General features: G+C 73.5%; 26 protein-coding genes and 2 pseudogenes. 14 read left to right on the top strand and 14 right to left on the bottom strand.

The window, feature by feature from the left end:
* Nucleotides 1-33 precede the first annotated feature (33 nt).
* Nucleotides 34-996 carry an MBL fold metallo-hydrolase gene (locus ABZ858_RS26380; protein ID WP_361383432.1) on the bottom strand — a complete coding sequence of 321 codons (963 nt, stop codon included), beginning with the start codon at nt 994-996 and terminating at the stop codon, nt 34-36.
* A 155-nt stretch (nt 997-1,151) separates the two neighbouring features.
* Between ABZ858_RS26380 and ABZ858_RS26375 the strand changes: the two genes are divergently transcribed.
* Together ABZ858_RS26375 and ABZ858_RS26370 are read left to right on the top strand one after the other, a co-directional pair.
* Nucleotides 1,152-1,868 carry a TetR/AcrR family transcriptional regulator gene (locus ABZ858_RS26375; RefSeq protein WP_361383429.1) on the top strand — a complete coding sequence of 239 codons (717 nt, stop codon included), beginning with the start codon at nt 1,152-1,154 and terminating at the stop codon, nt 1,866-1,868.
* A 183-nt stretch (nt 1,869-2,051) separates the two neighbouring features.
* Complete coding sequence (locus ABZ858_RS26370; protein WP_361383426.1) at nt 2,052-2,363, top strand: helix-turn-helix transcriptional regulator; 312 nt, start codon at nt 2,052-2,054, stop codon at nt 2,361-2,363.
* 49 nt (nt 2,364-2,412) lie between these two features.
* Here ABZ858_RS26370 and ABZ858_RS26365 read toward each other — a convergent pair whose 3' ends face one another.
* Nucleotides 2,413-3,210: a hypothetical protein gene (locus tag ABZ858_RS26365; protein ID WP_361383423.1), complete on the bottom strand. Its 798-nt coding sequence runs from the start codon at nt 3,208-3,210 to the stop codon at nt 2,413-2,415.
* A 264-nt stretch (nt 3,211-3,474) separates the two neighbouring features.
* Nucleotides 3,475-3,975, bottom strand: coding sequence for a MarR family transcriptional regulator (locus ABZ858_RS26360; protein ID WP_361383420.1), 501 nt, complete (start codon nt 3,973-3,975; stop codon nt 3,475-3,477).
* An 89-nt stretch (nt 3,976-4,064) separates the two neighbouring features.
* Between ABZ858_RS26360 and ABZ858_RS26355 the strand changes: the two genes are divergently transcribed.
* Both ABZ858_RS26355 and ABZ858_RS26350 read left to right on the top strand, forming a co-directional pair.
* Nucleotides 4,065-4,970 (top strand): alpha/beta hydrolase, encoded by a 906-nt coding sequence (locus ABZ858_RS26355; protein WP_361383417.1) that lies wholly within the window; start codon nt 4,065-4,067, stop codon nt 4,968-4,970.
* Between the two features lie 100 nt (nt 4,971-5,070).
* Nucleotides 5,071-5,847, top strand: coding sequence for an SDR family oxidoreductase (locus ABZ858_RS26350; RefSeq protein ID WP_361383414.1), 777 nt, complete (start codon nt 5,071-5,073; stop codon nt 5,845-5,847).
* A 126-nt stretch (nt 5,848-5,973) separates the two neighbouring features.
* On the opposite strand, the gene ABZ858_RS26345 is transcribed toward ABZ858_RS26350, so the two are convergent.
* Together ABZ858_RS26345 and ABZ858_RS26340 are read right to left on the bottom strand one after the other, a co-directional pair.
* Nucleotides 5,974-6,852: a LysR family transcriptional regulator gene (locus tag ABZ858_RS26345; protein WP_361383411.1), complete on the bottom strand. Its 879-nt coding sequence runs from the start codon at nt 6,850-6,852 to the stop codon at nt 5,974-5,976.
* Between the two features lie 101 nt (nt 6,853-6,953).
* Nucleotides 6,954-8,342, bottom strand: a complete 1,389-nt coding sequence (locus ABZ858_RS26340; protein WP_361383408.1) for an MFS transporter — start codon at nt 8,340-8,342, stop codon at nt 6,954-6,956.
* Between the two features lie 57 nt (nt 8,343-8,399).
* Between ABZ858_RS26340 and ABZ858_RS26335 the strand changes: the two genes are divergently transcribed.
* Nucleotides 8,400-9,440 carry an ArsR family transcriptional regulator gene (locus tag ABZ858_RS26335; RefSeq protein ID WP_361383405.1) on the top strand — a complete coding sequence of 347 codons (1,041 nt, stop codon included), beginning with the start codon at nt 8,400-8,402 and terminating at the stop codon, nt 9,438-9,440.
* A gap of 44 nt (nt 9,441-9,484) precedes the next feature.
* Here ABZ858_RS26335 and ABZ858_RS26330 read toward each other — a convergent pair whose 3' ends face one another.
* From ABZ858_RS26330 to ABZ858_RS26315, 4 genes are all read right to left on the bottom strand, one after another.
* Entirely contained in the window at nt 9,485-10,189 is a 705-nt protein-coding gene (locus tag ABZ858_RS26330) for an alpha/beta hydrolase (protein ID WP_361383402.1), read from the bottom strand.
* 92 nt (nt 10,190-10,281) lie between these two features.
* On the bottom strand, nt 10,282-12,222 hold the full coding sequence (locus ABZ858_RS26325; protein WP_361383399.1) for an N-acetylmuramoyl-L-alanine amidase: 1,941 nt from the start codon (nt 12,220-12,222) through the stop codon (nt 10,282-10,284).
* Between the two features lie 172 nt (nt 12,223-12,394).
* Entirely contained in the window at nt 12,395-13,252 is an 858-nt protein-coding gene (locus tag ABZ858_RS26320; protein WP_361383396.1) for an alpha/beta hydrolase, read from the bottom strand.
* A 184-nt stretch (nt 13,253-13,436) separates the two neighbouring features.
* On the bottom strand, nt 13,437-14,384 hold the full coding sequence (locus ABZ858_RS26315; protein ID WP_361383393.1) for a LysR family transcriptional regulator: 948 nt from the start codon (nt 14,382-14,384) through the stop codon (nt 13,437-13,439).
* A gap of 113 nt (nt 14,385-14,497) precedes the next feature.
* Between ABZ858_RS26315 and ABZ858_RS26310 the strand changes: the two genes are divergently transcribed.
* Together ABZ858_RS26310 and ABZ858_RS26305 are read left to right on the top strand one after the other, a co-directional pair.
* Complete coding sequence (locus ABZ858_RS26310; protein WP_361383390.1) at nt 14,498-14,926, top strand: tautomerase family protein; 429 nt, start codon at nt 14,498-14,500, stop codon at nt 14,924-14,926.
* A gap of 240 nt (nt 14,927-15,166) precedes the next feature.
* Nucleotides 15,167-15,724 (top strand): DoxX family protein, encoded by a 558-nt coding sequence (locus ABZ858_RS26305; RefSeq protein ID WP_361383387.1) that lies wholly within the window; start codon nt 15,167-15,169, stop codon nt 15,722-15,724.
* 379 nt (nt 15,725-16,103) lie between these two features.
* Here ABZ858_RS26305 and ABZ858_RS26300 read toward each other — a convergent pair whose 3' ends face one another.
* On the bottom strand, nt 16,104-16,637 hold the full coding sequence (locus ABZ858_RS26300; protein ID WP_361383385.1) for an SRPBCC family protein: 534 nt from the start codon (nt 16,635-16,637) through the stop codon (nt 16,104-16,106).
* A gap of 236 nt (nt 16,638-16,873) precedes the next feature.
* On the opposite strand from ABZ858_RS26300, the gene ABZ858_RS26295 reads away from it, so the two are divergent.
* Nucleotides 16,874-17,521 carry a hypothetical protein gene (locus ABZ858_RS26295; RefSeq protein WP_361383382.1) on the top strand — a complete coding sequence of 216 codons (648 nt, stop codon included), beginning with the start codon at nt 16,874-16,876 and terminating at the stop codon, nt 17,519-17,521.
* On the opposite strand, the gene ABZ858_RS26290 is transcribed toward ABZ858_RS26295, so the two are convergent.
* Nucleotides 17,434-18,483 (bottom strand): aldo/keto reductase, encoded by a 1,050-nt coding sequence (locus tag ABZ858_RS26290; protein ID WP_361383379.1) that lies wholly within the window; start codon nt 18,481-18,483, stop codon nt 17,434-17,436. The two genes, ABZ858_RS26295 and ABZ858_RS26290, sit on opposite strands and share 88 nt — an antisense overlap.
* Nucleotides 18,484-18,593: 110 nt before the next feature.
* Between ABZ858_RS26290 and ABZ858_RS26285 the strand changes: the two are divergent.
* A pseudogene (locus tag ABZ858_RS26285) lies at nt 18,594-19,454 on the top strand (DUF4344 domain-containing metallopeptidase); the annotation flags it as partial.
* A 56-nt stretch (nt 19,455-19,510) separates the two neighbouring features.
* Here ABZ858_RS26285 and ABZ858_RS26280 read toward each other — a convergent pair.
* From ABZ858_RS26280 to ABZ858_RS26270, 3 genes and pseudogenes are all read right to left on the bottom strand, one after another.
* Nucleotides 19,511-20,548, bottom strand: a complete 1,038-nt coding sequence (locus ABZ858_RS26280; protein WP_361383376.1) for a DUF4232 domain-containing protein — start codon at nt 20,546-20,548, stop codon at nt 19,511-19,513.
* Between the two features lie 521 nt (nt 20,549-21,069).
* Nucleotides 21,070-21,162, bottom strand: a pseudogene (locus tag ABZ858_RS26275) (maleylpyruvate isomerase); the annotation flags it as partial.
* A gap of 217 nt (nt 21,163-21,379) precedes the next feature.
* On the bottom strand, nt 21,380-21,760 hold the full coding sequence (locus ABZ858_RS26270; protein WP_361383373.1) for a helix-turn-helix domain-containing protein: 381 nt from the start codon (nt 21,758-21,760) through the stop codon (nt 21,380-21,382).
* Nucleotides 21,761-21,856: 96 nt separating this feature from the next.
* On the opposite strand from ABZ858_RS26270, the gene ABZ858_RS26265 reads away from it, so the two are divergent.
* From ABZ858_RS26265 to ABZ858_RS26245, 5 genes are all read left to right on the top strand, one after another.
* Nucleotides 21,857-22,738 carry an NAD(P)-binding domain-containing protein gene (locus ABZ858_RS26265; RefSeq protein WP_361383370.1) on the top strand — a complete coding sequence of 294 codons (882 nt, stop codon included), beginning with the start codon at nt 21,857-21,859 and terminating at the stop codon, nt 22,736-22,738.
* Nucleotides 22,739-23,085: 347 nt separating this feature from the next.
* Nucleotides 23,086-24,282 carry an ATP-binding protein gene (locus ABZ858_RS26260; RefSeq protein WP_361383367.1) on the top strand — a complete coding sequence of 399 codons (1,197 nt, stop codon included), beginning with the start codon at nt 23,086-23,088 and terminating at the stop codon, nt 24,280-24,282.
* Entirely contained in the window at nt 24,279-24,677 is a 399-nt protein-coding gene (locus ABZ858_RS26255; protein WP_361383364.1) for a roadblock/LC7 domain-containing protein, read from the top strand. The genes ABZ858_RS26260 and ABZ858_RS26255 overlap by 4 nt, the downstream gene beginning before the upstream one ends.
* Nucleotides 24,674-25,051, top strand: coding sequence for a DUF742 domain-containing protein (locus ABZ858_RS26250; protein ID WP_361383361.1), 378 nt, complete (start codon nt 24,674-24,676; stop codon nt 25,049-25,051). Before ABZ858_RS26255 ends, ABZ858_RS26250 begins: the two co-directional genes overlap by 4 nt.
* Entirely contained in the window at nt 25,026-25,619 is a 594-nt protein-coding gene (locus ABZ858_RS26245) for an ATP/GTP-binding protein (protein ID WP_361383358.1), read from the top strand. The genes ABZ858_RS26250 and ABZ858_RS26245 overlap by 26 nt, the downstream gene beginning before the upstream one ends.
* Nucleotide 25,620: the final 1 nt, after the last annotated feature.

The raw sequence follows: 25,620 nt of genomic DNA, 5'->3' as shown, positions 1-25,620 counted from the left end.
TGACGGCCCCTGGCCGGGCGGGGCCGGCCCGGCTCACCCGGCCAGGTTCTTCTCGGTGCCGTCGGGCCGGACGTCGACGAGCTTGCCGTCGACGCCCTGCTCCTGGAACGCCTTGACCAGCGAGCCGAGGTCCTCGGAGTAGATGTTCCAGCTGTCGGTGTGGACGGCGACCACCTTGCGGGGGTTCAGCTCCTTCACCACCAGCGCCGCGTTCTTCGAGGTCAGGGTCAGCGGCGCGTTCTTCAGGATCGCCGGGGTGCGGGCGGCGCCGGCGAACAGGACGGCGGTGTCGATCGGCCCGATCTCCTTCTTGACCCGGTCGCCGACCTCCTTGGCCACCTTCACCGAGGCGTTGTCACCGGAGACGTAGACGGTGGGCACGCCCTTGCCGCTGAGCACGAACCCGGTGACCTCGCCGTCCGCGCCGCGGGACACCCCGTCGGGGCCGTGCAGGGCGGGCACCGCGGTGACCGTGATCGACCCGGTGGGCGTCTTCAGCTCCTGCTGCTGCCAGTTCGTCATGCCCGTGATGTGCGCGCCGAGCCGCTTGCGCGCGCCGGGCGTGGAGTACACCACCGGGATGTCCTTGAGCAGCTTGCGGCCGGAGTCGTCGAGGTTGTCGTCGTGCTGGTCGTGGGAGAGGAGTACGGCGTCGATCCGGCCGAGCTTGTCCACGCCGAACGCGGGGCCGTGCGTCTTCTCCAGCCCGCTCTTGTACTTCTTCGGCTCGTCGAAGGTCGGGTCGATCAGCAGACGCGCACCGCCGAGCTTCAGGATCGTGGTCGGCCCGCCGACGTGGATGGCGGTGAAGGCGGCGCCGGCGGCCTGGTCGGGGGCCGTGGACTTCGGCGCGGCGGCCGTGGACCGCGGCGCGCCGGACGCCTGCCGGGCGGCGCCGTCATCGCTGCCGCCGCCACCGCAGGCGGCGAGCAGGACCGCACCGGTGGCGGTCGCGGCGACGGCGGCGCAGGCACGGTGGAACGTCGGACGGTTCATCGGGGACACCAGCTCTCTCGCTACCAACAGGACGTATTCGACGCTAACATAATTGGTTAGTGTCGTTAACACTGTTCCCGGCACCGCCCCCTGACTTCACGCACCTTTCCGGACAAAAACCGGCCGCCCTCGTTAGCGCTGCTATCGTGGCGACCATGTCGACGGCACGAGAGCGCATTCTGGACGCCACCTCGGAACTGCTCGCCACCAAGGACGCGCTGGCGATCTCGACCCGGGCGATCTGCGACCGGGCCAAGGTCGGCATGCCCGAGATCTACCGGCAGTTCGGCGACAAGCAGGGACTGCTCACCGCGGCCGCCGATCTCGGTTTCGAACGCTTCCTGGCCAACAAGCGGCGCAACCCGTCCACCGGCGATCCGGTGGCGGACCTGCGCACGGCCTGGGACAGCCATGTCTCGTTCGCGCTCCGCAACCCCCATCTCTACCGGCTGATGTTCACCCCCACAGGGGACGCGAAGCCGCAGGGGATCAAGGAGGCGCAGGCCCTCCTGCGCGCGGCCGTGCAGCGCTGCCGTGCCGCCGGGCGGCTGCGCACCGCCCCCGAACTGGCCTGTCAGTCGATCCTCTCCGCCAACGTGGGCGTCTGTCTGATGGCGCTGTCGTTCCCGGAGCTGTTCGGGAATCTCGACGTCTCCCAGTCCGTGCGCGACGCCGTCATCGGCAAGGTCACCGGCGACGAGGGCGAGGACACCCGCATCGGCCCCGCCACCGTCCTCGCCCAGGCACTCGTCGACACCCTCACCGGAGCGGCCCCGGTCGACGCGGCCACCCTCGACCGCCTCACCGGAGCACTCGGGCCCGGGACCTCGCGGGCGGAACCCGGGGACGGCGACGTACCTCCGTCGGAGTGATACCGCATTCTGGCCGATTCTCTACGGTCGACCCCGTCGGCGCAGGTCAGAGGCGGTCCGCAGGAGCCTCCGAGCCGCCTCGCCTGACATTTTCTCCCCAACCGAGTTTTTAGCTAGAGCTAAAGGTGGCATCCTTGAAGTACGGCAACAGCGGTTGCCGGCACCAGACTTGGGGGTGAGCACGTGAGCATCTTCGCTCGCGGCGAGAACGGGACGGACCTTGCGGGAGCGCAGCTGGCGCGGCAGGCCACGGCGTCATTGGCCGGCCTGTTGGCGGGGTTGGGCAAGTCGCGGTCTGATCTGGCCAAGGCGATGGGCGTCAGTCCGGGTCGGGTCAGTCAGATCATGTCCGGGGACGCCAATGTGACGGTCCGTACGCTGGCCGCCGCGGCGGAGGCGCTCGGGGCCGGTGTGGAGATCAGATTCTATGCCACTCCGGAGAGCGCGCCGAGTCCCCAGCCGTTGCGCGGGAGCGGACTCCCCTCACGCCTGTGAGTCCTGTCCCCGCCTTTGACAGCGCGGTGTCTTTTGACAGCGCGGTGCGCTAACCACGGGCGCGCCACCGGCTGAACCAGCCCCGCTGGGTGGGCACGCCGGCACTGCGATAGGTGTCCTCGGGTACCAACTTGGCCCGCAGGGCCTCGATCTCGGGCTGTTCCGACCGCCGGCCGTGCAGGTAGGCGATGAGCAGCAGGTGCACGCACTGGGTGCGGGCCTCCTCCAGGCTTCTGCGGCATTCGAAGCGTTCGTGCGCGGTGGGCTCGGGGGCCAGCCAGCGTGTCCGGCAGTTCTCGTCGATCATGGTCTGTACGTCCAGGGCCGCGTCGATCGCCTTCTCCGCGGCGTCGTAGGTGGCGTTGACCGCTTTGACGACCGCGCCCAACTGGTGGCGTTCGAGCAGGTACTGCCGGACGCCATGGGCCAAAAGCCGCAGCTGGGTCGACTCCCGCACCCCCTCCAGCGCCGCGTCGCACCAGGTGAGGCCATCTGTCCGCATCCGGTACTCCAGGCGCTCCATGAGCCAGGCGATGCCCAGGGTCATGAACTTGACGTACGGCTGGGTGGTCTCGTCCTGTTTCTTGCGGGGGATGGCCGCGGCGCCGGTGGCGAACCCGGCCGCCGCCGGCGGCAGCGCGGCCAGGTGCGGCAGGAGCAGGCCGGTGCCGATGGCCACCGCGCACATCAGCGCCAGCACGCTGCACGCCAGGGCCGTGGACCGGCGGCTGCCCAGCAGCCTGCCCTTGCCGTGGAAGTGGCGCAGCAGCCCGAACCAGGAGACCCCCGCGCAGACGACGGCCGGTAACACGAAGTGGGTCCACCAGCTCTGTTGGTACCAGCTCATCAACGATCCCGGGCCCTCTTCCCCAGCGCGTCCGCGTCCAGCCCTCGCACCGCAGCCCTGCACGCGTGAGACTACGGCGAGTGAGGGTGATGATGTCACCAACCGAGCGGTGACGGCCCGGGTTGGCGGAGTATCGGCCACGCCACCTGCCGGATCAGGCCAGAACTCGACGCCCACGCCCCGGGAGGGCCGGCCAGGCACCGGCCAGGTCCTCGAAGCGGTTGGTTTCGGGGCCGGGTGGCCGGGTGGGGGCGGTGGTGGTGGTCAGCCTGTGGGCAGGCCGGTCCGGCGGTGTTCCAGGGTGGAGCGCAGCCGTGCGAGGGCCTGGGCGGCAGGCGGCCCGGTGGAGGCGCCGAGGGCGTCTCCGATCAGCTCGGTGAGCGCCTCGGTGAACGTGGCCTCCGCCGCCTCGGCGAGCCGCACGCCGTCATCGGTCAGGGCCAGCAGCGACGAGCGGCGATCCGCCGGATTGGGCCGCCGTGTCACCCAGCCCAGCTTCTCCAGTCGGTCGACGCCCTTGCTGGTCGCGCCGATCCCGATGGCGAACTCACCGGCGATGTCCGCCACCCGGCACCCGGGACGGTCGCGCACGAAGCGCAGGAACTCGAACTGCGAGGTGACGATCCCGTGCCCCTCGCGGAGCCGGTCGTTCAGGGCGTTGTAGAGGCGCGTCTCGCAGCGGACGAGATCGGCGAAGAAGGCGGGGAGGTCGACCGGGTCGCAGGGACCGGGCGAGCCGGGAGCGCCCGGAGATTTATATGCCATGGCATATAGTGTATCGGCATGCATGTTCCGCGCGTCCCCCGGGGCGCGGGACCGGCCACGAACGGACCACGAACAGCAGGGAGACGGCGATGAGCAGGGAACAGCGTGCGAGGATCGACGCGATGCTGCGGCAGCGGCCACGGCCCGAGGGGCCCCGGTCGGTGGCGGCGATCCGGGCGGGCTTCGCCGCGCTGATGGCCGGGATGATCGTCCCGGCCGGGCTCCGCACCCGGGCCACGGCGCTCGGCGGCCGGCCCGCTGTGCTGGTCGAGCCGGCCGAACACCCGCGCCCGGGCACGCTCCTGTACTTCCACGGCGGTTCCTACCTGTCCGGCTCGCCCGGGACGGCGATGGCCGTCACCGGGAATCTGGTGAGCAGGACCGGATTCAGGGCCCTGTCCCTGGACTACCGGCTCGCCCCCGAGCATCCGTTCCCGGCCGCGATCGACGACGCGGTGCGCGCCTACCGCGCTCTCCTCGACGACGGCGAGGACCCGTCGTCGATCGCGTTCGCCGGGGACTCCGCCGGCGGCGGCCTCACCGTCACCGCCTGCCTCGCCGCCCGGGACGCGGGCCTTCCCCTGCCCGCCGCGCTGGTGGCCTTCTCCCCCGGGCTCGACATGACCCGCAGCGGCGAGAGCATGCGCACCAAGGCGGACAGCGACCCGCTCTTCACCCGCGAGGGCATGGAGCACACCGGCGCGATGTACCTGGCGGGCCAGGACCCGCGCCAGCCCCTGCTCAGCCCCGCCGTCTGCGCCGACCTGGCCGGCTTCCCGCCGGTCCTCCTCCAGGCGGGCACCCACGAGATGCTCCTGGACGACTCCACGCGCCTGGCCGACCGGGCCAGGGCGGCCGGGGTGGACGTCATCCTCGACGTCACCGACGGCGTACCGCATGTGTTCCAGGCGTACGCCGGTGTGCTGGACGAGGCGGACGAGGCGCTGGACCGCGCGGCCCTCTTCCTCCGTCAGCGCGTCCGGGCCACCCCATAGGATTCCCCTATAGCGCCTGCTGACAATTGGTCTTTGCCCCTCCTCGTTTTCCGGATCTACCGTGAAAACCGATCGAATAGAAATCGAGAGGACGGACGACATGGCCACCATCGAGAACGCGACGGAAAAGCCGGAACTCGCGGGACAGCGCGCCCTGGTGACGGGCGGCACCCGGGGAATCGGGGCGGCCGTCGTGCGCGGGCTGCTGGACGCGGGCGCCGAGGTGCTCACCACCGCCAGGTCGGCGGCGAGCACGGCGCCGGAGGGGGCCGCCTTCGTCGCGGCCGACGTACGGACCCGGGCGGGAGCCGAGGCGCTGGCCACGGCCGCGCGGGAGACGCTCGGCGGGGTGGACATCCTCGTCCACAACGCGGGCGGGGCACAGCCGCACGCGTCCGCCGCGGCCATCCCCGACGAGGAGTGGCAGGACGCGCTGGACCTGAACTTCCTCGCGTCGGTACGCCTGGACGCACTGCTGACGCCGGGGATGCGGGAGCGGCGTTCGGGCCGGATCGTGCACGTCTCCTCGGCCGCGGTGCTCACTCCGATGGGACAGTTCCTGCACTACACCGCGGCGAAGGCGGCGCTGGAGAACTACAGCCGCGGACTGTCCCTGGAGCTGGCCCCGTTCGGGGTCCGGGTCAACACCGTGACCCCGGGCCGGGTCGCCACCCCCGGCGGCGAGGCGACGCGGGAGCAGTGGGCGCGCCTGAACGCCGCGCCGGGCCAGGTCAACGCCGACGACACCGTGCCGCTGGGACGCGAGGGCCGGCCCGAGGACATCGCGGACGCGGTGCTGTTCCTCGTGTCCGACCGGGCGAGCTGGCTGACCGGGAGCAGCCTCGTCGTGGACGGCGGTGAATTCCCCCGGGGTTGACGACATCGGGGAAATGGACGAGAAGTGGGCGCGGATTCCGGAACGCCTGTTTCTCTTCAGATATCAGACATCAGATATCTGGCATCTGGCATCTGGCATCTGGCGGGTGGCGGGTGGCGGGTGAATTCAGTCGGGCTCGGGCCAGTTCTCCTGGCGGAGGAGTTCGAGCAGCGCCGTCTCGGCGGGGCCCGCGCTCTGCCGGACCACGGCGATGACGGGCTGGGAGACCGCCGGGGACACCGGGCGGACGAGGTGCTCGTGGCCGTGGGGCACCGCGGAGGCGGGGACGAGGGTCACCCCGAGCCCGTTCGCGGCCCAGCGCACGGCCGTGGCCGTCTGGGACACCCGGGCGGCCGTGGCCGGGGTCAGGTCGTTGGCCCGCAGGACCTCCAGCAGTACGCCGTCGAGCGCGCTGTCGCGGTCGAACCGCACCCACGGCTCCCCTTCCAGATCGCGCAGCTCGACCCGGTCCGCGGCGAGCAGCCGGTGCCCGGCGCCCAGCACCACGACGAACTCCTCGTCGCCGAGGTGGTGGGCGTCGGCGGGGCTCCGCTCGCACGCCGCCATCAGGGCCAGGTCGAGCACGCCCCGGCGGCACAGCCGGTCCAGCTCGGCGGAGCTGGGCTCCTCGAAGACGGTGACCTCAAGCCGGGGGTAACGGCGCCGCAGCGCGGCCAGCGCACCCGGCAACTGGCGGGTGCCGAAACCCATCTGCGCCGCCACCACCAGCTCGCCCGTCAGCTCCCCGGCACCGGCCCGCGCCGTCGCCCGCGCCCGCCGCGCCGCGTTCACCGCGGCCTCCGCCTCCCGCAGGAACGCGCGGCCGACCACGGTGGGCACCAGGCCGGTCGGCGTGCGGGCGAACAGTTCCACGCCGAGGTCCCGCTCCAGGCCGCGGATCTGCTGGGACATCGACGGCTGGGCGACCCGCAGCAGCTCCGCCGCCGCCGTCACCGAGCCCTGCTCGGCGACGGCCAGGGCGTACTCGAACTGGCGAAGGCTCATCGGCTTCCGTCCCTTTCCCGGGCTGATCGTGGTCGTCGTCGGCAACCCGGTCGCGCCGGCGGAGATTCCCGGGGGCGGTACGGGGCGGCCGTGCCGCTCGCTCAGGCCGGTTCGCCACGCCAGTCGCCGTCCCGCTGGGCCCAGCGCACCGTGGGCGCCACGGCCAGCCCGGCGACGGCGAACAGCACGCCCAGGGCCGCCCAGCCGGCCGCGCCGTGCGCGATCGCGGTGACGGTGACCAGCACCGGGCCCGCCATCATGCCGGCCGACGTGCCGGTGCCGAACACGCCCTGGTAGACGCCATGGGCGCGGGCGTCGGCGAGTTCGTAGCCGAGGGTCCAGCCGCCGGCCGCCGACAGCACCTCGGCGAAGACCTGCACCACCGCGCCGGCGGTCAGCGCCAGCACCGCCCACACCGGGGACAGGCCCGCGGAGAGGGCGTACACCGCGCAGGCCACCGCCAGCAGCAGCCCCGACCAGCCCATCGCCCGTACGGCGGTGCGGACCTGGGAGGCGCGGCGGGCGGCGCGGACCTGGATCAGCGCCACCAGCACGCAGTTGACGATCATCAGCAGGGCCGCGGTCCAGCGCGGCGCGTCGGTGCGTTCCACGATCCACAGCGGCAGCCCGACCTCGCACAGCGTGTACTGCACCACCAGCACCGCGTTCAGCACGGTCACGACGAGGAACGGCAGGTCCCGCACGGCCCGCCAGCGGTCGGCGGCCGGGGCGGCCGGGGCGGTCGCGGCCAGCTTCTGGCGGGCGAGCGCGTGCGGGGCGAGCGGCAGCCGGGGCAGCAGCAGCGCCGGGCCCGCGAAGGACAGCGCGTCGAGCACGATGACCGTCAGGTACGCGGGGCGCGAGTCGAGTTGCAGGGCGACCGCGCCGAGCGCGCCGCCCACGCCCATCCCGACGTTCGTCACCATCCGCAGGTACGCCCGCGCCTCCACGCGGGTCGCGGCCGGCAGCACATCGGCGTACAGCGCGCCCTGCACCGCGCGGCTCGCCATCTGGAGCCCGGTCGCGCAGATCACCGCGACGAGGAAGCCGGCGTAGGAGTGCACCAGGGTGTACGCGGCCGTGGCCACGCCCGTGCCGGCCCACAGCAGCGCACCCACCCGGCGGGCGCCCCACCGGTCGGCCGCGCGCCCGGCGGGCACCCCGGCCGCCACTCCGACCAGCCCGGCGACCGTCATGCCGAGCCCGACGGCGGTCGTGTCCAGGCCGACGATACGGGTGAAGAACAGCACGCCGAGGGGGAAGTACAGGCCGTTGCCGAGGGAGTTGACGAGGGTCAGCACGGTGGCGAGGCGCAGCGTCGGATCGACGGGCAGCAGACCGCCGGCCCGGGTGGCGCGGGCGGGCGCGGCGGCCGCAGCGGCGGGGGTGGCCGCAGGGGCGAGGGCGGCCGGAGTGACCGGTGCGGTGGTGAGGTCCGGTGCGGGGTCGTCGCCCTGGTCCGGAGTGGGTGGCAGCGGTGTCGTCGTCATGGCGGCCAGCCAACCCGGCGGGCGGCCCGGCGCGGCATTGATTTAGCGTGGGGCTCAATGATCGACATCCGCTTCGCCATCGGTGACCTCGCCACCACCTCCTTCGCCTGCTCCCCGTTGCAGGAGGCGGTGTTCTCGCTGCGCTGCCTGCACGATCCCGACCGCTACCCGCACCACCGGCCGTGGCTGCGCCGCATCCGCCCGCGCCTGGCGGACCTCGATCACGAGCTGCTCAACGCCCTGGTCGCGCCCTGGCTCTGGGTGCCGGACTTCCTGACCCCGCGTCCGCCGCGCGCCCGCCCCGCCTTCGCGGACGAGCTGGACACGGTCCGCCGCACGCCGCCGGAGGTGGCCGCCGCCGGTTTCCGCACCGCCTTCCGTACCGAGGGCGCGCTGCCTCCCGTGCTCGCGCGGGGCCTCGACGCCCCCGAAGCGCTGGTCGCCCGGGTCGCGGACGCGCTCGACGCCTACTGGCACACCTGCCTGGCCGAGGAGTGGTGGCCGCGTGTGCAGAGCATCCTGGAGGCCGATCTCGCCCACCGGGGACGGGTGCTCGCCGAGCAGGGCGCCGGCGCGATGCTGACCGGCCTGGACCGGCGGCTGTCCTGGGCCGGCGGCCGGCTGCGGCTGTCCACCCGGGACTTCTCGGTCCAGGCGCCGTGGACCGACGTCAGCATCGCCGGGCGCGGACTGGTGCTGCTGCCCACGCTCTTCGCCCGCGGTGCCCAGCCGTTGATCGACCCCGCGCGGCCGCCGGTGCTGGTCTATCCGGCCCGCGGCCGCGGCACCCTGTCCACGCGGCGCCCACCGGTCACCGACCACACCTTGATCCGCCTCCTCGGCCGCCCCCGCGCCCATCTGCTCCACCTCCTGGTGGAACCGGCCTCCACCACCGAACTGGCCCACCGCCTCAACGTCACCCCCGGCGCGGTCAGCCAGCACCTCGCCGTCCTGTACGACGCGGGCCTCCTCACCCGCACCCGCAGCGGCCGCACCGTCCACTACGCCCGCACGGACCTGGGCACCGAACTCTGTCGCCGCGCCGCCGGGTTCACGCCGCCTGTCCTGCGCGGCGATCCGCGGGACCCGTCCCGGTGATGGGGCAGGTGGCGTCCGTGGAGTGCGTGGAGTCCGTGGATTGCCTAGTGGTCAGCGGGCGCCCCCGCCAGTTCCACGATGTGCCGGGCCGTGCCGGCCGGGTCGACCGTCTGGTGGAGGTGGGCGCCGGGGAGGTGGGCCGTGTGCCAGCCGCGGGACCGGGCCTCGGCCGCGAGGTCCTCGTACGGGGGGCCGAACAGGAGGTAGGAGCAGGGGTGGTCGTCCCAGCCGTCGGGGACGGGCAGGTGCTGTTCGTAGTAGGACAGTGGCAGCGCGGGCTGTTCCTCGACGATGGTCCGGCGGACGGCGGGGTCGGGGAACATGGGGGCGATGTCCTCCTCGTCCCACCAGTCGGTCCAGCGCGGCAGGCGGCCGTCCACCGCCTTCGGGCGGAGGAAGTCGAGGAGTTCGGGCGGGGCGACGGGGGTCGGTCCGGTGCGGGCGGGCAGCGCGGCGTCGACGAAGACCGAGGCGGTGACCGGGTGGTCGAGGGCCGTGCGGACGGTGGGCAGGAACAGGCCCGCGTTGCTGTGGGCGACCAGCGTGAGGGGTGTGTCGGCCGGGAGGTGCCGCAGGTCGTCGTGGACCGCGCGGGCGACGGCGGGCCAGAAGGGCGGGGCGCTGTCGGCGATGTGCAGCAGGGACGGGACCCGGACGCGGTACCCCGCCGCCGTGAGGTGTTCGGCGACGGGGTACCAGGCCGAGGGGCCCGTGGAGGGGCTGTGTACGAGGACGAAGGTCGGTTGCATACGGTCATCCTGGCGGCCATGGCCCGGCCTGCGCCACGGACTTAGCCGTGGGCAGAGCGGCGCCGTCGGCGGACGCGCCGCCGGGCCGTGGGTCAGCGTGGGGTGACGTCGGACTCGTGGACCAGGGCCGTGCGGTGGTTGTACTGGATGGTGTACATCTTCTTGGCGCCGAGGACGACCTTGCCGCTGGAGGGGAAGTAGTCGTCGGTGGGGGCCGGTCGGGCGGTGGCGACGTACGCCTGGCCGGCGGGGACGGTGTAGAAGCTCAGCGGGGCCTGGGTGGAGGGGGACAGCCCGGCCGGGTACTCGCCCGGGTCCGGGTAGCTGGAGCCGTAGACCGCCGCCGGGGCGGTGCCGGCCGGCTGCACCACCGTCACGCCGTGGGCGGGTGTGGTGTTGCAGCCGTGCGGGTTGAGGAACCAGACCTTCGCGCCGCTGAACCAGATGGCCGTCCAGTCGCCCTTGCGGTCCGCGACGACGAACTGCTGTCCGGCCTGCGCGGTGCTGCCCCAGTCGCTGACCCGGTCGGTGCCGGCGCCGTCCGCGTGCACGGCCTGGTCGCCGAAGAGCGGCGCGGTGTCGCTGGGCGCGGTGCGCAGGTACACGAAGTTCGACGGCTGGGTCCGCTCGGTGCACGCGGGGGTGGCGCCGGTGGGGTCGTCGGACGGGCAGACCTGCACGGTCTGCCGGTTGCGGGCGAAGCCGGGCGTGATGGTGACCGCGGTGCCGGCCGGGCCCACGCCGTGCCGGCCGCCGGCCGGGGCGTGCAGCAGCTTCATGAAGCGCTCCCAGTCCCAGGACGGGCCCGGGTCCCAGTGCATGCCGGAGACCAGCGCCGAGCTGGGACCGGGCACGTTGTCGTGCCCGATGACGTGCTGCCGGTCCAGCGGGACGCCGAAGCGCGCGGCCAGGTAGCGGACGAGGTCCGCGCTGGTCTCGTACTGGGTCTGCGTGTACCACGTGCCGCCGGCCGCGGCGTAGCCCTCGTGCTCGATGCCGATCGAGTGCATGTTGGTGGAGTAGTTGCCCGCCTGGAAGGAGATGTCCTTGGTGGGCACCATCTGCGTCACGGCGCCGTCGGAGGAGCGGATCACGTAGTGCGCCGATCCGCCGCCCGGCTTCTGGAAGGTGTTGAGGGTGGCGTCGTAGGAGGACTCGGTGTCGTGGATGACGATGGAGTCGATCCGGATGCCGTTGGCGGGGCGGTCGGAGACCTGGCCGTTGGCCGCGGCGGCCGGGAGGAACGCGCAGTCGAGGGTGGCGGGGCACTCGGCGGTGCCGTCCGCGGCGGCGGCCGCCGTCCTCGCCGCCGTCGTCCTCGGCTGGAGCGCGCTCAGTCGGGTGGTGGCCGGGTGGACCCGGGGCGTGGCCGGCAGGGTGATGTGCTGGCCGTCCCGGGTGGTCTCCGCGGCGCCGTTCTCGATGGTGGCGAACACCCGGTCGGCGAAGGCACGGGCCGTGCGCTGCTCGGTGGAGCCGCTGTAACGGGCCACGGCGGCGTACCACTTGCCCTGGTCCGCCGGGGTGCCGCCGACGGTGGACTTCGCGTACGAGGCCAGGAGGGCCGCGCCCGCGCGGATGTTGGCGGTCTCGTCCGCGCGCAGCCGCCCCGCGGGCAGTCCGGTGAGCCGGGCGGCCGCCTGGAGGGTGTGCAGGGACGGATCGGCGGCCATCGCGGCCAGATCGGCCCGCCCCGCGGCGCCCGCGTCACCCCCGGCGAGCATCGCGGGCGTCACGTCCGTCAGGTGCATGGGCCCGTAGCCGCCGCTGGTGCTGCTCTCGCCGGCGTGCGCGTCCCAGGCGGACTCGTGGTACGACACCGCGAGGAGGACGGGCAGCGGGACGCCGTACTGCGCCGCGGCCCGCTCGAAGGTGTGCTGACGGCTGTCGGCGGACGGGCGCGACGGCGTGTGCGACGACGTGTGCGACGGCGTCGCCTGGGCGGGCGAGGGCACCGTCGCGACGCCCGCCGCCGCCAGTACGCCGGCCGCGATGGTCAGTGACAGCCGCCGTCTCGGCTTGCGTTCGTGCACTGTGGTACCTGACTTCCCCACTGGATTCCGGACACCGGGTACCACCGTCGCGGCCCCCGGTGCGCTGACTCGGCCGCGTGCGCCGCCTCTCGGGCGCACGCGGTGCCCCGTACCCGGTCTGACGGGAATCGGAGCCTCCGGGTTGCGCGCACCGGTGCCGTGAACTGCCGTGTCAGTTCGGGTCGGTGACGGTACGACCGAGGTGCCGGGTGAAGAAGCGGACCGCGCTGTCGGCCTCGAAGCGGGGCAGTTCCTGGTGCCGGCCCGTGTTGGCGTGCAGCGTCTTCTCCGCCGAGGCGAAGGCGTCGAACAGCGCGAGGCCCGAGGCGCGCGGGATGTGCTCGTCGTCCCACTGGAGCATGAACTCGACCGGGACGGTGATCCGCCGGGCGGTCTCGGCCAGGGCGTCGGGCCAGTGCAGGCCGAAGACCGCGGCGGTGATCCTCGGGTCGGCCGCGACCAGCGGGACGCCGATGGCGGTGCCCATGTTCAGGCCGAAGTAGCCGACCGGGCCTCCGGCGCCGATCTCGGGCAGTTCCTGGAGGGCGTCCAAGGTCGCCCGCCACTCGGGTACGGCCCGCCGGGCCAGGTGGGCGTTGTAGCGGACGACGACCGGGCCTTCCGGCTCGCCCGCCTCCCTCGCCCGGTACAGCGCGGCGATCTCGCGCTCGTCGTGCGCCGTGCGCGGCCGGTCGCCGTGGCCGGGGGCGTCGATGACGGCGACGTGGAACCCGCCGTCGACGACGAGCCGCCGGGCCCGGCCCACCATCCCCGGCCACTTCTTGTGTGTACCGCCGCCGTGCCCCATCAGCACCAGCGGCGCGCGGACGGGGGCGGAGCCGGGGGCGGTGGCAGGGGCGGTGGCAGGGGCGGGAGACCAGAGGACGCCGGTGATCTCGCCCACGGTGACGTCGCGTTCGACGACACCGTCCGACGCCGTCTCCGCGGTGAACCGGAGGGAAGGCGCGGAGTGCGCGTCCTGCGTGGAATCAGTCGGGCCAGTCGGGCCAGTGGAATCAATGGAATGCATGGCTTGTCGTCCTTCGGGAGTGCCTTGTCGTTCAGGCGCTCCCGGCGACGGCTACGTCGTCCGCCCGACCGTGACGGAGCGGGGGAGCACCCATGGGGATACCGCGTTCATGGGTCTCACCTCCTCGTACGACGTCACGGCCGTCCGGCACGCTAGCCGTCCGGCGGCGGTCCGCTCAACGGATTTACCGGGGCCGGTCGGCGAGTTGTGCGGCCTGTCGCCGCAGGGCGTGGACGACCGCGTCCGTCGCCGCGGTGGCGGGGGCCGCCGGTGGGCGGACCAGGCTGACGCGGCGTCGTTCCTCGGGTACGCCGTCGACGGCGACGAGGCGGACGCCGGGCGGCAGCGCGGACTCCAGCGCGGAGGGGACGGTGGTGATACCGGCTCCGGCGGCGACGAGGTGCAGTCTGGTCAGCCAGTCGCGGGCGGCGTGCTGGACGCGGGGCCGTCCGGGCAGTCCCGGCCAGACGCCGAGCCCGGGTTCGTCCGCGTGGCCGGCCGGACCCGCGATCCAGGTCTCCCCGGCGAGCAACTCGGCGGGGACGGCGGCGCGGCCGGCGAAGGGGGCGGCGCCGGGGCCGGTGGCCGGTACCGCCAGGACCAGGCGGTCCTCCAGCAGCGGTGCCACCCGCAGGGGCGGATCGTCGGTGTCGGGTGAGCGGTGCGGGGGCCGGGACGTCAGCAGGGCGAGGTCCAGGGTGCCGGCGCGCAACGCCCGTACCAGGGACGGGGTGGTGCCCTCCCGGGTGGTGACCTGGATACGGGGGTGTTCCTGCCGCAGGGCCGCCAGCGCGCGGGCCACCAGCACCGCTCCGGCCGCGGGGAAGCAGCCGACCCGGACCCGGCCGCCGCCGTCCTCGTCGCGTGCGCCGCGCAGTTCGCGGTCGGCCGCGTCCAGAGCGGCCAGCGCGGTCACGGCGTGCCGCAGCAGGGCGCGGCCGGTGGCGGTCAGCCGTACGCCGCCGGGGAAGCGGTCGAACAGGCGGGCGCCCGCGGCCTGTTCGAGCGCGGCCACCTGCCGGGACACGGCCGACTGCGTGTATCCGAGCGCCTGGGCGGCGGCGGTGAACGTGCCCCGCTCGGCCACCTCCCGCAGTACCCGCAGCCCGACCAGCGTCACGTCCAAGCCCATGAGCACCGAGCATATCCAGCATGCGGAACATTCGCTGGAGGAATGGCCGCGCGGTTCCTAGCGTGGAAGGCGCACGCAGTAAGGACCGTGGAAACCGTGGAAAGGGAACAGCCGTGCCTCTCATCGAGATCCATCTGCGCCGGGGCACCGGCGCCGAGTTCCGCCGTGCCGTCTCGCGCGCCCTGCACCAGGCGATGGTCGACGTACTGGCGATCCCCGAGGACGACCAGTTCCACGTCTTCCACGAGGTCGCGCCCGGGAATCTGGTGATCCAGCCGGTCGCGTTCGGGCGGCCGCGCGGCGAGCGGGTCCTGTTCATCCGGTTGTCCTTCAACGTCCGCGACGCCGGGGTGAAGGCGGAGCTGTTCCGGGCGATCGTCGGCAATCTCCGGGACGTCGCGGGCGTGCCCGAGGACGACGTCCTGCTGACGGTGGTCGAGACGGCCGCCGAGAACTGGTGGGCGTCCGGCCGCACCGTCGACCCGGCCACCGGTTACGACGCGCGGATGACCGCAGGCTCGACGGGCTCGGCAGGCTCGTAGGACTCCGCCCGGGGGGGCGGCCTTTTCGTGGACGTGCGCGGGCGGCGTCTCTGCGCGATCGTGGGAGGAGACGGCGGGCGGGCGTCCCCTCGGTGCCGTGCGGTGTCGTACGGTCCCGTGCGGGGTGCGGCGCTCACCGGTTGACTCGGTGGTTCCGCCGAGCTGGGGGCCGTTTCCGTTCCGGGCCGGGGGCCGATTCCGTTCCGGTTCCGTTCCGGTTTTTCCCTCCGGAGCATCCACATGGTTGAGAAGAGCATTTTCGCCCAGCCGTCGGTTTCCACCGAGCCGACGGCACACCGTACCGCTGTGTCCGGGTCGTCGGCGGCCGCCTGGGGGCTGCTGCTGATCAGGCTGGTCTTCGGGCTGCTGATGGCCGGGCACGGCGCCCAGAAGCTGTTCGGCCTCTTCGGGGGCGGCGGTCTGGCGGCGACCGGCAGAGGGTTCGCGTCGCTGGGGTACCGCCCCGGTCAGGTCTTCGCCGCGATCGGCGGCCTGTCGGAGGCCCTCGGCGGCCTCGGGCTGGCCCTGGGGTTCCTCACCCCGCTCGCGGCCGCCGCGCTGATCGGCGTGATGATCAACGCCATGGTGACCGTGACCGCCGCGCACGGGCTGTGGGAGACGAGCGGCGGAGTGGAGTACAACGTCTGCATCGCCGTCGTCGCCCTGGGCATCGCCGCCATCGGGCCCGGCCCGCTCGCGGTCGACCGGTTCTTCCGCTGGGGCCGGGGCGGCTGGACCGAGGCCGCCTGCGCCGCCGGTCTCGGCGGGGCGGGCGCGGCCATCACACTGGCGCTGTGACGCCGGCGCCACCGAGCGGGCGGCACACCACCGGCGGGCAGCCTGCCACCGAGCGAGCGGCATGCCACCGAGCGGGCAGCACACCACCGGGCGGGCAGCCTGCCACCGAGCGAGCGGCACACCACCGGGCGGGCAGCCTGCCACCGAGCGAGCGGCACACCACCGGGCGGGCAGCCTGCCACCGCGCGGGCAGCACACCACCGGGCGGGCAGCCTGCCACCGCGCGGGCAGCACACCACCGGGCGGGCAGCCTGCCACCGCGCGGGCAGCACACCACCGCGCGGGCAGCCTGCCACCGAGCGAGCGGCACACCACCGAGCCACCCGGTGACGGGCGGCCCAGCGGCAGCGGCCCGGCGGCGGCCCAGTGGCGCGCGACTTCAGTCCGCCTGCTCGGCGAGTTCCTTGATGCCGTTCAGGGTGGCCTCCATGCCGGTGCGCAGGGCGTCCAGCCGGAAGGCGATGATCGCCTCCTCCTGGTCCGGCCGGTGCTCGATGGCCCGGGTGACACCGCTGGGGCCGGGCCCGATGAGGGCCGACTGCCGCAGGCGGGTGCCGCCGCCGTCCTCGGCCCGGAGTTCGTAGCGCCAGGACGCCAGGGACCGCGCCGGGTCCAGGGCCGGCTCGCCGAACACCCCGTCGGCGTCCGTGACGGCCCACGCGAACACGCGCCGCTCGTCCAGCTCGACCACATGCGAGACGGTCCGCCACTCACCGAGCCGGGGATGGCGGTTGTGCCCCTCGAAGCGAGCACCCACCTCGGGCCGGTCCGCCCCGTCGAGCCAGGCCACGCGATACAGCTCCGGGCTGAGCCCGGCGGGCAGCCGGATGTCGGTCACCAGCTCCCAGACCCGCTCCACGGCCGCCTCGACATGCACCTCGCAGTCCACCTTCGGACCATCGGCGTATCGCACGTCACTCCTCCCCCTAGGTGTCGTCGGAACTGACTACCACGAAACGGGGGCGCCCCGGTAGGCCCGACAGCCCTCCGACCTGCGAGGGACGGGACATGAGACCCCGGTCTGACGTCCGCGCGCCGGACGGCGGAGCCGCTCCGCTCCCCCGGTCGGATGTGTCCGTGCCGGGCGCGTGACAGCCTCCGGATGTCCCAGTCCGCCGGCCGCCGGCCCGCCTCCTCCAGGAGTCACGCATGCCCACGCCCACGTCCACCCGCACACCACCCGCCGTCCCCGCACGCCCCGCGACCGCCTCCCCCGTCCCCCGGTGGGCCCGGCGCACGGCGGCCGTGGCCGTGTGGACCTCCCTGCCGTCCGCGCTGTGGCGCTTCGCCGTGGTGCTCGGCATCCCGGTGGGGCTCGCCCGGTCCGAGTACGACGCGATGCTCATACCCGGCTGGGGCTACCTCGTCGTACCCCTGCTGTCGGCGGTGCAGGAGGCACTGGCCTTCCTGACACTGGGGCTGGTCCGCCCCTGGGGCGAGGTGTGGCCGCGGTGGATTCCGCGCCTGGGCGGCCGCCGCGTCCCCGTGCCGGCCGCCGCCGTGCCCGCGGCGCTGGGCGCGCTCGGCTGCACGGTCTACGGTGTGCTCTTCGTCTGGACGACACTGCACGCCGACATGGAGATCACCCGGTGGGGGGCGTGGGTGATGAACGCCTGCTACGTGCCGCTGGTGGCGTGGGGACCGCTGCTGGCCGTCGTCACCGTGCACTACTACCGGCGCCGCACGCACCGCGCCCCGGGCCCGGTCGCTCAGGCGGCGGACCGGTGGCCGGGCGCGCGCCGGCGCAGCGCGGGGGTGGTGAGGGACGGCGGGGCCCAGACGCCGTCCGGCGGGTAGACGTCGGTCCCCGGCGGCACGATCTCGTCGATACGGTCGAGTACGGCGTCGTCGAGGGCCACGCTCCGGCCCGCGAGGGTGCCGCGCAGCTGCTCCATCGTGCGCGGGCCGATGATCACCGAGGTGACGGCCGGGTGCGCGAGGGGGAAGGCCGTGGCCAGCTCGGGCAGCGAGCAGCCCAGCTCACCGGCGAGGGCGACGAGTTGCTCGACGGCCTCCAGTTTCGCCGCCGTGCGGGGCGCGGCCGGGTCGAAGCGGGCCGGGTGCAGGGTGGGGCGTCCGCTGCTCAGGTCGAGGGGGCGGCCCTTGCGGTAGCGGCCGGTCAGGAACCCGGAGGCCAGCGGGCTCCAGGTCAGGACGCCCATGCCCAGGCGCTGCGCCACCGGCAGCACGTGCTTCTCCACGCCGCGGGCCAGCAGCGAGTACGGCGGCTGCTCGGTGCGGAACCGGTGCAGCCCGCGGCGCTCGGCCACGTGATGGGCCTCCACGATCTCGTGCGCGGGGAACGTGGAGCAGCCGAACGCCCTGATCTTGCCCTGGCGCACCAGATCCGTCAGGGCGGACAGCGTCTCCTCGACGGCGGTGGTGTGGTCGGGCCGGTGCACCTGATAGAGGTCGATCCAGTCCGTTCCCAGGCGGCGCAGGCTGTCCTCGACCGCCCGCACGATCCAGCGCCGCGAGTTGCCGCCGCGGTTGGGGCCGTCGCCCATCGGGAAGTGCACCTTGGTCGCGAGCACCACGTCGTCGCGGCGGCCCTTCAGCGCCTTGCCGACGATCGTCTCGGACTCCCCGGCCGAGTACATGTCGGCGGTGTCGACGAAGTTGATCCCTTCGTCGAGCGCGGCGTGGACGATCCGTGCGCACGCGTCGTGGTCGGCGTTGCCGATGGGCCCGAACATCATGGTGCCCAGGCAGTAGGGGCTGACCTCCATGCCGGTCCCACCCAGAACCCGGTAGCGCACGTGACCCTCCTTGACCGCCGTCCTTGTGAACGCCGTGACTGTAGAGGCTGAAGTGCGCTCCAAGGCAAGGGCGAGTCGGGACGTGCGCGGGGGCACGGCACAATGGGGGCATGTGGGGGCGGAGACCGGACGGGGAGGCACGAGCACGGCACGTCGTCCAGGGGGCGGTGCTGTGCGCGCTGTCGTTGCTGCTGCTCGCGGGCTGCGGCGGCGCGGGAAGCGGTTCGGGTGCGGACTCTGATTCGGGAGCGCATTCAGACTCGGGTTCCGGCCCCGATTCCGATTCCGGCTCCGGCTCCGGCTCCGGCTCCGGTTTCGTCGTCGGTTACGAGCAGCCCTCGGATGCCGATCGTGCCGTGGCCGGCCTGCTGCGCGGGCGTACGGTCCTGGAGCGGGCCTCGGCGGCCCTCGGCGCGTTCGTCGAGCCGGCGGAGCCGGTGACCGTCGTCGGCCGGTCGTGCCGCGGGGAGGGTTCCTCCTACGACGCCGGCAGCCGCCGTATCGAGATCTGCTACGACGAACTGGCCGAAGACCGCGTGCTGTTCGAGGACGCGGCCGAGCCGCACCCCGACGACGCGGTGGCCGCGGTGGCGGCGGAGACGGTCTTCCACGAGGCCGGGCACGCCCTCGTCGACTCCCTCCGGCTCTCCCCCGGCGACGACCGGGCCGAGGAGGACGCGGCGGACCGGTTCGCCGCTCTCCTGCTGATCCGGCAGGGCCCTGCGGGCGAACGGCAACTGCGACTGGCCGCCCGGGAGTACGAGCTGTCGGCCGCCGCGTACGAGGACGAGGCTGGTGACGAGGACGGAGCCGGGGACGAGGACGAGCACTCCTCGGATCTGGAGCGGGCCGCCCGGCACCTGTGTTACCTGTACGGCGCCTCCCCCGCCCGCCACGCCGACCTCGCGGCCGGCCGCCTCCTCCCCGCGTCCCGTGCGGCCGGATGCGCGCGGGAATGGGCCGAGGCACGCGACGCCTGGCTCAGGGATCTCGCCCCTGTGTTGCGCGAGACGGCGGGGAAGGACCGTCAGGAGGGGCGTTCAGCCGGGTTCGTACGACCGCTCGTACGACCGCTCGTGCTGCCCTCCGGGCCGTCGTCCGGGCTGTCGCCCGGGCGGCCGCTGCCGCCCCTGCCTGCCTCCGTGCCCCGGTCCTTCTCCCAGGCGCCGACGCCGAGCCGTCCGGTGGTGCCGAGGTCCAGTTCCGGGGTCACCGTCACCGCGGCGGCGCCGGGCTTGGCCACGACTCGCACGTAGGGCGCGTCCACCGGGTCACCGGAGCCGGTGGTGTTGCGCCAGACCAGCCCGGCGTGGGCGCTCTCGCCCGGTGCCAGCACCAGCGGGCGGGGCGCGGCGTCGGCTCCGGTGCCGGTGGCGATGGCGGCGCCGCCGTGGAGGACCCGTACGCTGTCGACCGGTTCGTGCCGCTGGTCGAGGAGACGCAGCCGCGGATAGCCGTCGAGCGGGTAGGCGCGGGTGCCGCAGTTCTCCAGGTGCAGCCCGACGACCCGCAGCCCCATGGCCGCGTCGCCGTCATCGGCGTACACGCGCACGCCCGAGGGCGGGCAGGGGCCCGTCCGGGCCGGTGCCTCGGCGGTGGGCACGCTCCTGACCTTGATGATCCGCACATGTGTCGCGTCCTGTGCGTCCACCACCGACGCGTCCGGCGCGTCGGGGGCGACGGCGCGCCGCACGGTCCGGCCCGGTGCGACGGACGACACGGTCTGCCGCGCGCTCGACAGCGCTGCCCCGGACGCCGACAGCCGCTGGTAGGTGATGGTGAAGGTGGCGTTCCGGCCGGTGTCGTTGGTGACCTCGAAGGCCGGGCAGCCGGCCGCCCCGACGAGCCTGACACCGTCCGTGTCCTGCGCTCCCTGACCACCGGGGTCGGCGGAGGCGGCGGCGGAGGGAGCGGTCGACGTGCCGCAGGAGGGGTCGTCCGCGCCCGGGGACGCGGCCGCCCGTCCGGTTCCCGGGCCTCCCGCACCGGCCCGCTGCGATCCGCACGCCGTGAGCAGCAGGGCGCCGGTGACGGCGACGGACAGGGCGAGGGGGACCGGGCGCATGGGCCCAGTGGATCAGAGCCGGCCTCCCGGGGCTGTGACGGGCGCCACCCCGCCCGTCACAGCGCTGTCACAGCCCGCGGTCCTCGCCAAGGCACCCGCCGCCCCGGTGTGTTGGTCCGGCGGCGGGAGGACGGTGATGTCGAGGAGTGCGCACGGGTCCTCGCGGAGGTCCACCGGGGGGACGGCTATCCGATGAACTGGCCCGCCCGGCCCGCCCCGGGGAGTGGCTGGTGCGGGCGTCCTCGCTGGGGGCCTGGGGCGCCGGACTCGACGGCCGTGTCGTCGGCCATGTCGGCCTGTCCCGCGGTGGCGATGGCGGTGGCGGTGGCGAGGGCGATCTGGCGCCCGGCCGGTGGCGCGAGCGGAGCGGGACGGCCGGGGAGCGGACCGCGGTGGTCGGCCGGTTGTTCGTCGCGCCGCGGGCCAAGGGGGCACGGGATCGGTGCGCTGCTGGCGGGCCGGGCCGGGCCGGGCCGTGGCGGAGGTGGGCCGCCGCGGCCTGCACCCGGTGCTCGACGTGGGCCACGACAGCCGGAGGGCTGCGCGAAGTCCTCGTCCGCGAGCCCGGCGACCGCACCGCGCAACGCCGTCCAGGTGCGCGAGAGGAGATCCATCGCGGCACGCCCGCAGCGCCACTGGGCCACCTCCACCAGGTCCCGGCGGCGCAGCCGGTCCAGGAGGGGCGCCGCCGCCGACTTGTCGAGTTGGGCGAGTGAGCCCAGCGTGCCCTGGTCCATGGGCCCGTGCGCGTGCAGCAGGCTCAGCACGGTGAGCTGAGGGGCGTGACGGCCTCCTTCCGTACGTCCTTCCCCGAGGACGTACGCCGGCACGTCACCGGCCACCGGCAGGGCTACGGGTTCGGTCCGGCCCGCTGAGCTGCGCCGACCGGGCGCGGCCCCAGGCGGCCAGCGGCTGGAGTGCGTCGTTGAGGCGCTTGCCGTCCTCGGTCAGCGAGTACTCGACGCGGGGCGGCACCTCGTCATAGGAGACGCGATGCACGACACCGTCCGCCTCCAGCTCCCGCAGGTGGGAGGCCAGCACCTTCTCGGTGACCCCCGGAACCAGCCGTCGCAGCTCCCCGAAACGACGGCAGGGGTGCTCGTGGAGTGCCCAGAGGATCAGTACCTTCCACTTGCCGCCGATCACCTCCATCGCGGTGTCGATCCCGCAGACATGTCCGTCCGGTGTGCCCGGCCGGTTCAGCGTCGTCATGCCCCACCCCTCCGACGTGCTCGCTCACCCCGGGGTAACCACCCACAACCAAGTGCGTACTTGATCACCTCCGGCCCTGTGACCAGCCTAATCGGCATGACAAAGCACACTGTTGAGAAGACTCCCGTCACGCTGCTGGGTCTCGGCACGATGGGTACCGCGCTGGCCCGCGCCTGGCTCGCCGCCGGCCACCCGCTCACCGTCTGGAACCGCACACCGGCCCGCGCCGAGGCGCTGGCCGCCGAGGGTGCGCGGGTCGCGGACAGCGCCGCCGAGGCGGTCGCCGCGAACACTCTGATCGTCGTCTGCCTGCTGGACGAGACCTCGGTCGACGAGGTGCTGGCCGGCGCCGACCTGGCCGGCCGGGATCTGGTCGACCTGACCACCGGCACCCCCGCCCAGGCCCGGGAACGCGCCGCGTGGGCCCGCGAGCGCGGCGCCCGCTACCTGGACGGCGGGATCATGGCGGTGCCTCCGATGATCGGCGTCCCGGAGGCCGGCGGCTATGTCTTCTACAGCGGCTCGCCCGACCTGTTCGAGCGGCACCGGGAGACCCTGGCCGTCCCGGCCGGCACCACCTACGTCGGCGCGGACGCGGGCTTCGCGGCCCTGCACGACGTGGCCCTGCTCAGCGCCATGTACGGGATGTTCGCCGGTGCCGCGCACGCCTTCGCCCTGATCCGCAAGGAGGACATCGACCCCGCCGCGTTCGCCCCGCTGCTCGCCGACTGGCTCGTCGCGATGGCCCCGGCCGTGCACCAGACCGCCGAGCAGCTGCGCAGCGGCGACTACACCAAGGGCGTCGTCTCCCACCTCGCCATGCAGGTGGCCGGCACACCGACCTTCCTGAGCACCGCCGAGCAGCAGGGCGTCAGCCCGGAGCTGCTCAGCCCCTACTTCGAGCTGATGCGCCGCCGCCTGGCCCAGGGCAGCGGTGAGGAGGACCTGACCGGCGTGATCGACCTGCTGGTGCACTGACCGGACGCTGACTCCGGCCCCCTCCGGTGTCAGTCCCGGCGGGGGCCGTGGCGGTACTGCGCGAGGCACGGCACCACAAGCACCGCCGCAATGCCCACAAGCGCCGCTCCTCACCCACGAGTTTCGCTGTTTCGCATCCCAACGGAACTTTTCTGTCAGTTTGTTGACGGAATTTCACCTGTTCATGCGGTGATACGATCACCGCGCGGAGCGGGCGGATGCGTGTGAGACGGCATGTCCGGCTTCGGGACAGCCCGGGTGGCGATCCCGGGCGCGGGCGGTCCGGCCCGGCCGCCCGCATCGGCGGGTAATCAGCAAGCCGGCCTCAGTCGCCTGAAGAGAGTCTTATGACCGAGTACACAGGGAACCCCTTGCTCTGGGTTCTTCTTGTCGCCCTCGTCGCCGCCATCGCCCTCGTCGTCCGCCAGCGCAGGGCGGCACGTGCGCTGCGGCAGGAGGTCCAGGGCCTCAAGAGCCACTACACAGAGCTGGAGAACGATTACGGCAGGTCCGTGCAGGCCGCGCAGGAGCGGGCCGAGGAAGAGACCAAGACCGTCCTGAAGTCCGCGATGCGCACCCTCCAGGGCCTGGCCGCGGAACAGCAGCTGGTGCTCTCCCGGCTGCAGACCAAGTACGGCGACTCGGCGATCCTCCAGGACCTGCTGGAGATCGACCACACCAACTCGCAGTTCGGCCGGCGCGCGCAGTCCATCGCGGTGCTGTGCGACGGCTGGCTCGGCGGGCGCCGCGACACCGCCTCGGTGTACGACGTGGTGCGCAGCGCGCAGGGCCGCATCCGGCACTTCCGCCGGGTGGAGATCCTCTCCCAGGTGGACTTCGGCATCACCAGCCGGGCCGTGGAACCGGTCGCCCTGGTGCTGGCCGAACTCCTCGACAACGCCACCAGTTATTCGAGCCCCGACACCGTTGTCGAGATCAACATCCGCACCGTGCCCAAGGGCATCTGCGTCATCGTCGACGACGCCGGTGTCGGCATGAGCGACGAGGAGCGGGCGCGCGCCGACAAGCTGCTCGCCAGCGAGCGCGCCTCGGGCGTGGCCGGGCTCGGCAACCCGCCCCAGTTCGGCTTCGCGGTCATCGGCCTGCTGTGCGAGCGGTTCGGCTTCGAGGTGTCGGTGGACTCCTCCTCCCCGTACGGCGGTGTGCGGGCGGTCGTCCTGCTGCCGCACGAGCTGCTCACGGCCATGCCGGAGAAGAGGGCCCCCGCCCAGGCACCGGCCGCCCCGGCCGCCCGCCCGCTCGCCCGGCCCGTCCTGGACGGCGGCCCCGAGGAGGCGCTCGCCCCCGCCGCGACCGTCGACGGACTTCCCCGCCGCCGCCGCAAGCGGCCGATGGCCATCGTGCCGGGCAGCGCCCCCGCGCCGCGCCCGGTGGCCCGCTCGGACCGCTCCGACGCCGAGCAGGCGCAGATCATGGGCGCCTTCCAGCGGGGCACGCGGTCCGGCCGGAGCACGGAGGCGGCGGCCGGCGACCGGACGAGCAGCACACCTGGTGCAAGCAGCGAAGGACATGAGGTCTCGTGAACGACGATCTGTCATGGATGCTCGACAGCGCCCTGGAGATTCCCGGGGCCCTGCACGCGGTCCTGATCTCCGCCGACGGCCTGCTGATGGCCCGGACCAGGGACTTCGGCAAGGATGACGCGGACCGGGTGGCCGCCGCGATGAGCGGGGTGCAGTCGCTCAGCCGGACCCTGGCGTTCTTCTGCGAGGACCCCGCCCAGCGGTGGCGGCAGACCCTGGTCGAGTTCGACGGCGGCTGGGTCTTCCTGATCTCCGCCGGCGAGGGCGCCTACCTCGGCGTCTCCGCCTCCCCCGACGTCGACATGGCCGACATCACCTTCCGGATGCAGCAGTTGGTCGCCCAGCTCGGCAAGGAACTGACGACGCCGCCGCGCGAGAACCTGGGCACCCGGTGAGCGGGCACGACGGCTGGGAGCCGGAGACCACGGAATTAGTACGGGCGTACGTCATCACCAAGGGCCGCGACCTGCCCATGGGCGAGCAGCTCTCGCTGATCACCCTGGTGACGGCCTCCCCCGAGCACGCGCAGCGCCCGATGCGACTGTCCCCCGAGGAACAGTCCCTGCTGGACATCTGCTCCGCCGGCTATCTGTCGGTCGCCGAGATCGCCGGGCACACCCGGCTGCCGCTGGGCGTGGTGCGGATCCTGCTGGCCTCCCTGACGGAGGGCGGCTACCTCGTCACCCGGCCGCCGGTGGCCCCGGCCCGGCTCGCCGACAAGGAGATCCTGGAGGAGGTGCTCAATGGGCTCCGCGCCAAGTTTGGCTGACTGCGACTACGTCCGCGGCGGCGCGCAGCAGACCGCGGTGAAGATCCTCGTCGTCGGTCACTTCGCGGTGGGCAAGACCACGTTCATCGGTTCGATCTCCGAGATCGAGCCGCTGTCCACCGAGGAGACGATGACACGGGCCGCCGAGTCGGTCGACGACCTCAAGGGCGTCCAGGGCAAGACCACCACCACGGTCGCCATGGACTTCGGCCGGCTGACCATCAGCGAACGCGTCGTGCTCTACCTGTTCGGCACGCCCGGCCAGCAGCGTTTCGTGCAGATGTGGGAGGACATGGCGCGCGGCGCGCTCGGCGCCCTGATCCTGGTCGACCCCGAACGGCTGGCGGACTCCTTCCCGGTGATCGACCTGATCGAGCACTACGGCCTGGACTACGCCATCGCCGTCAACCACTTCGACGGTGCGTCGGCGCGCGACGAGCGGGCGCTGCGCGAGGCCCTGGACCTGCTCGACGACACCCCGGTCGTCACCTGCGACGCGCGCGACGAAGGGTCCTCGGCCGCCGCCCTGACCACGCTGGTCCGCCATCTGCTGGACCGCGCCCACTAGG

Source organism: Streptomyces sp. NPDC047017, assembly GCF_040644175.1.
Taxonomy (GTDB): Bacteria; Actinomycetota; Actinomycetes; order Streptomycetales; family Streptomycetaceae; genus Streptomyces.
The sequence above is the reverse complement of the archived record's forward strand: the minus strand, read 5'-3'. Positions and strand labels throughout refer to the sequence as shown.

Excerpts from the sequence above, each read along its gene's own strand:
- ABZ858_RS26380 (WP_361383432.1), bottom strand. The coding sequence starts at position 996 with ATGAACCGTCCGACGTTCCACCGTGCCTGCGCCGCCGTCGCCGCGACC.
- ABZ858_RS26375 (WP_361383429.1), top strand. The coding sequence starts at position 1,152 with ATGTCGACGGCACGAGAGCGCATTCTGGACGCCACCTCGGAACTGCTC.
- ABZ858_RS26365 (WP_361383423.1), bottom strand. The coding sequence starts at position 3,210 with ATGAGCTGGTACCAACAGAGCTGGTGGACCCACTTCGTGTTACCGGCC.
- ABZ858_RS26360 (WP_361383420.1), bottom strand. The coding sequence starts at position 3,975 with ATGGCATATAAATCTCCGGGCGCTCCCGGCTCGCCCGGTCCCTGCGAC.
- ABZ858_RS26355 (WP_361383417.1), top strand. The coding sequence starts at position 4,065 with ATGAGCAGGGAACAGCGTGCGAGGATCGACGCGATGCTGCGGCAGCGG.
- ABZ858_RS26350 (WP_361383414.1), top strand. The coding sequence starts at position 5,071 with ATGGCCACCATCGAGAACGCGACGGAAAAGCCGGAACTCGCGGGACAG.
- ABZ858_RS26345 (WP_361383411.1), bottom strand. The coding sequence starts at position 6,852 with ATGAGCCTTCGCCAGTTCGAGTACGCCCTGGCCGTCGCCGAGCAGGGC.
- ABZ858_RS26340 (WP_361383408.1), bottom strand. The coding sequence starts at position 8,342 with ATGACGACGACACCGCTGCCACCCACTCCGGACCAGGGCGACGACCCC.
- ABZ858_RS26335 (WP_361383405.1), top strand. The coding sequence starts at position 8,400 with ATGATCGACATCCGCTTCGCCATCGGTGACCTCGCCACCACCTCCTTC.
- ABZ858_RS26330 (WP_361383402.1), bottom strand. The coding sequence starts at position 10,189 with ATGCAACCGACCTTCGTCCTCGTACACAGCCCCTCCACGGGCCCCTCG.
- ABZ858_RS26320 (WP_361383396.1), bottom strand. The coding sequence starts at position 13,252 with ATGCATTCCATTGATTCCACTGGCCCGACTGGCCCGACTGATTCCACG.
- ABZ858_RS26315 (WP_361383393.1), bottom strand. The coding sequence starts at position 14,384 with ATGGGCTTGGACGTGACGCTGGTCGGGCTGCGGGTACTGCGGGAGGTG.
- ABZ858_RS26305 (WP_361383387.1), top strand. The coding sequence starts at position 15,167 with ATGGTTGAGAAGAGCATTTTCGCCCAGCCGTCGGTTTCCACCGAGCCG.
- ABZ858_RS26295 (WP_361383382.1), top strand. The coding sequence starts at position 16,874 with ATGCCCACGCCCACGTCCACCCGCACACCACCCGCCGTCCCCGCACGC.
- ABZ858_RS26280 (WP_361383376.1), bottom strand. The coding sequence starts at position 20,548 with ATGCGCCCGGTCCCCCTCGCCCTGTCCGTCGCCGTCACCGGCGCCCTG.
- ABZ858_RS26270 (WP_361383373.1), bottom strand. The coding sequence starts at position 21,760 with ATGACGACGCTGAACCGGCCGGGCACACCGGACGGACATGTCTGCGGG.
- ABZ858_RS26265 (WP_361383370.1), top strand. The coding sequence starts at position 21,857 with ATGACAAAGCACACTGTTGAGAAGACTCCCGTCACGCTGCTGGGTCTC.
- ABZ858_RS26260 (WP_361383367.1), top strand. The coding sequence starts at position 23,086 with ATGACCGAGTACACAGGGAACCCCTTGCTCTGGGTTCTTCTTGTCGCC.
- ABZ858_RS26245 (WP_361383358.1), top strand. The coding sequence starts at position 25,026 with ATGGGCTCCGCGCCAAGTTTGGCTGACTGCGACTACGTCCGCGGCGGC.